The sequence below is a fragment of the Streptomyces sp. NPDC054847 genome, from assembly GCF_053610925.1.
Genome location: NZ_JBSGZJ010000540.1, coordinates 1 through 4475 on the forward strand (window position 1 = coordinate 1; position 4475 = coordinate 4475).

At 75.3% G+C, this 4475-nt stretch carries 2 protein-coding genes; both read left to right on the forward strand.

Annotation, left to right across the window (positions count from 1 at the left end; genetic code table 11):
- The first annotated feature begins 476 nt into the window (after positions 1–476).
- Complete coding sequence (locus ACWGH4_RS31910) at positions 477–1163, forward strand: ScbR family autoregulator-binding transcription factor (protein WP_441262611.1); 687 nt, start codon at positions 477–479, stop codon at positions 1161–1163.
- A gap of 1823 nt (positions 1164–2986) precedes the next feature.
- Positions 2987–4318, forward strand: a complete 1332-nt coding sequence (locus tag ACWGH4_RS31915; protein WP_453467018.1) for a cytochrome P450 family protein — start codon at positions 2987–2989, stop codon at positions 4316–4318.
- Positions 4319–4475: the final 157 nt, after the last annotated feature.

A 4475-nucleotide genomic window follows, 5' to 3' on the forward strand; every position in this document is an offset into this window, starting at 1 on the left:
GGGGGGGGGGGGGGGGGGGGGGGGGGGGGGGGGGGGGGGGGGGGGGGGGGGGGGGGGGGGGGGGGGGGGGGGGGGGGGGGGGGGGGGGGGCCCGGGGTCAGCAGGGTCATGGCCTCTCCCGCGGGATAGGGGTCGTCCGGTGGTATGGGAAGCGCAGGGCCCCAAAGATACGTACCCACCGGTTTTGTTTTCAAGGCGTTGTGAGGGTTTCGCGGTGACGTGCGTCACAACTGAGGGTGGCGGGGACGGCATATGCCGGGTTCCGTTGCTGGTCGGACGCGATCATTCCGCTTGAAAGGGACCTTTGGGCCCCTCAAGCAAAACCGGCATGGTGGTTTGGTTACCTGTTGTTTACGGGCCGGTGTGCGGTGACGGGTCCGGGGTGTGCTCGCGGGCTGTCCGCAGGCCGCTGGGCTGCTAAGATACGAACCCGCCGGTTTCTTTTCGTTGGTGCGGGGATGTCGGAGGTGGTGGTGATGGCGCGGCAGGAGCGGGCCGTGAGGACGCGGCGGGCGATTTTGGTGGCGGCGGCCGAGGTGTTCGACGAGGTCGGTTACGAGGCGGCGACCATTTCCGAGATCCTGAAGCGGTCGGGTCTGACGAAGGGGGCGCTGTATTTTCATTTCGCCTCCAAGGAGGAGCTGGCGCAGGGGGTGCTGGCGGAGCAGGTGCATGCGCTGCCGGATCTGCCGGAGGGCGAGCTGATGCTGCAGACGGCGGTGGACCGGGCGTTGCTGCTGGCGCATCTGCTGCGCCGGGACACCGGGGACCCGATCGTGCGGGGCAGTGTGCGGCTGACGGTGGAGCAGGGTGCGCTGCGTGACGGGCTGGACCGGCGGGTGCCGATGCAGGCGTGGATGGAGCAGACGCAGGTGCTGTTCGAGCAGGCGCAGGCGGCGGGGGAGATCCTGCCGCACGTGGATCTGGTGGGGGCGTCCAAGACGTTCGTGGGCGCGTTCACCGGGGTGCAGGTGCTGTCGAACATCATGACCGGCCGGCAGGACATGACCGAGCGGGTCGCGGATCTGTACCGGTTCCTGATGACGGCGATCGCCGTGCCCGGGGTGCTGGTACGCCTGGACTTCTCTCCCGGCCGCGGGCTGCACGCCTACGAGGAGGCCCTCCGCCGCCGCGACGCCGCGCCGGAGCCCGCCGCCCACTGACCCCCCCTTTTTTCTGCCCCCCTTCCCGGCCGTGCGCCACCGGCACCACCCACGGGCCGTTCTTCGGCCCGCGCCCGGCCCGCGCCCGGCCCGCGCGGCCTGTGTCCGGGCCGCCGGTCCCGGCCGGGGGTTGCGGGGCATTCCCCGACCACCCGCCTCCGTCCCGCAGTTCGCCGCCCCGCAGCCGCGCCGCTGCCCCCGCCGTCCCGTTCGCCGCCGCGCTGTTCGGCGGCTGCCGCAGTCGTGCCCGCCGTCGCGCCCCACGGGCGACCGCGGTCCGTGCCGCGCTCGGACCTCCGGCGCCGACCGGGCGTGCGGGACACTCTCCAATCGCCGGCTGCCGGCCCGTAGTTCACCGTCGGGCTGTCGCACCGGCAGTGGCACTGGAGGTAGGGCGCCGGGAGCCGTCCCCTTTCCTTGCCGCGGGAGAAGTGGTTGAAGCCGGTCTCGTAGAGCCAGGCCGCGGAGGTGAAGGCCGCAGTCGTGCCCGCCGTCGCGCCCCACGGCGACCGCGGTCCGTGCCGCGCTCGGACCACCGGCGCCGGGCGGGCGGGGGCACTCTCCAACCGCCCGCTGGTGGCCCGTAGTTCACTGTCGTGTCCGGCCCCGCAGTCGTGCCAGCTGCGGCCGTGCTCGGGTGGCTGTGCCCGGCTCTGGCCGGGGGAGTGCGGGTCTCCTCCCACCACCGGGGGCGGGCTCCCTCCAGCCGCCTCCCGGTCTCGCGGTTCGCTGTCGGGTCGTCGTCCCGGCCTTGGGTGTCCTCGGCCCGCCGCCGGCCCGCGCCTTGGCCACCGCCCCCGGCCGGACGTGCGGGCACTCTCCAACCGCCCACCTCCGGCCTCCGGTTCACTGTCGTGTCCGCTCCGCGGTTCGCCGTCGCGCTGTCGTACCCGCCGCGGTCGTGCCTGCCGCCCCGTTTTCGGGCCGTAGTTCACCGTCGTGTCCGCCCGGCAGTCGTGCCAGCTGCGGCCGTGCTCGGGTGGCTGTGCCCGGCTCTGGCCGGGTGCGTGCGGGCCTCCTGCCACCACCGGGGGCGGGCTCCTTCCAGCCGCTCCCGGTCTCGCGGTTCGCTGTCGGGCCGTCCCGGCTTTGGGCGGCGGCAGTCTGCCCCCCGGGTTCCGCGCCTGGGCCACCGCCTCCCGGCGGTTGCACCCTCCAGCCGCCCACCTCCGCCCTACGGTTCTCGCCCCCGCACGTTCGCCTCCGTGCAGTCGCTGTTGCGTCCGCCCGGCAGTCGCGCCCGGCGCGGTTGTGCCGGCCGAGGCCGGGCTCGGGCCGTTGCCTGCCCTGACCGGGCGTGCGGGCACCCTCCGATCGCCGCGCCGGCACCCACCAATCACCCCGCCCCGTTCCGCAAGCGCAGTCCTGCGGCCGCGCCCGCTTCCGCCCCCGGGGGCCGTGCCTGCCGCAGTCGCGCTCGAGCGGCTGCCCGGTCCTGGCGGCCGGCGGGCCCTTCCCGGCCCGGCCGCCGTACCGACCGGGTGCCCTCCTCCGTCCCGCAGCGCGTCGTCGGGCCGTCGGCCGCCGTACTGTGCCGGGCAGCCCCCGGCTCGCGCCTGCCGGTCCGTGGCCCGTGCTGCGCGCCCGGCCCGCCCCCGCCGGCCCGCGGGCCCGCGCCCACCGTGGCCCGCGGGGCGCGCCCGGTCGCCGGGCGGCGGTGGGGCTGGTGGTGTCCGGCCGGTCCTGGTTCGTGTGGTTGGTCTCTGGTGGCTTCGGGGCCCGGGGGCGGGTGCGGGGGTGCGGGGGTGTGGGGGTGGGCAGGGTGGCGGTGCGCGCCGTGGGCGCGGCCCGAAGAAGCCTGGACGGAAAAAGGGGAGTCGGACATGGACGCGGGTGCGGAGACGGGTGCGGAGACGGGTGTGGATGCGGGGGCGGGTGCGGACGGGACGGGGTGTCCGTATGCGCTGGATGTGACGGGGCGTGATCTTGCGGGGGAGGCGGCGTTGCTGCGGGAGCGGGGGCCGGCGGCGCGGGTGGTGCTGCCGGGCGGGGTCCGGGCGTGGGCGGTGACCGGACACGAGCCGCTCAAGCGGCTGCTGACGGACAGACGGGTCTCCAAGGACGCCGGCCGGCACTGGCCGGCGTTCGTCGAGGGGCGGATCACGCCGCAGTGGCCGCTGTATCACTGGGTGTCGGCGCCCACGATGCTGTTCGCCTACGGGGAGGAACACACCCGGCTGCGGCGGCTGGTGGCGGGGGCGTTCACCGCGCGCCGCAGCCGTGAACTGGCGCCGCGGATCGAGCGGATCACGGCCGCCCTGCTGGACGCGTTGACCCCCGCCGCCGGCCCCGGTGCGGGTGCGGGTGCGGGCGGGGTGGCGGGGGAGGGGGTGGTGGATCTGCGGACGGCGTTCGCGAAGCTGCTGCCGATGCGGGTGATCTGTGAACTGTTCGGCGTCGAGGGACCCGACCGGCAGGCCCTGTGCGCGGCGATCGACACGACCTTGGGCACCTCGGTCCCGGCCGACGAGATGGCCAGGGCCCAGGACAGGGTGACCGAGCTGCTGGCCCGTCTGGTCGCCGCCCGGCGCGCCGAGCCCGGCCCGGACCTGACCTCCGCCCTGATCGCCGCCCGCGACGGCGGTGAACGGCTGAGCGAACAAGAACTCATCTCGACCCTGAACCTGATGATCGGCGCCGGGCAGGAGACCACCAGCAACCTGATCAGCAACGCGGTCGCCGCCCTGCTCTCCCTGCCCGGCCAGCTGGAACACCTGCGCACCGGCCGCGCCGACTGGCCCGACGTGATCGCCGAGACCCTGCGCACCCACAACCCCGCCGCCTACATCCCCCTGCGGTTCGCCGTCGAGGACATCGACCTGGACGGCGTCCTGATCCGCAAGGGCGACGTGATCATCGTGTCCTTCGCCGCCGCGGGCCTCGACCCCGCCCGGCACGGCAAGGACGCCGACACCTTCGACCTGCTGCGCCCGCACGGCGAGAGCGTCGCCTTCGGCCACGGCGTCCACTACTGCCTGGGCGCCCCGCTCGCCCGGCTGGAGGCCACCATCGCCCTGTCCGCGCTCTTCACCCGCTTCCCCCGCATACGCCTGGCCCGCCCCGTCACCGAACTGCAACCCCTGGAATCGTTCATCATCAGCGGCTACCGCACCCTGCCCGTCCACCTCGGACCCCCCACCCCACCCACCCCCTGACCCCCAGCCCCGACCCTCCGCCCAGCAGCCCCGGCCCCGCACACCCCGGTGCCGCGCCACGCCACCCGACCCCCGCGCCCCCGGGCCGGCCCCGCCCACCGGTGACCGGCCCGCGGCACGCCCACCGCGCCGGTGACCGGCCGGCCCCGCGCACCAC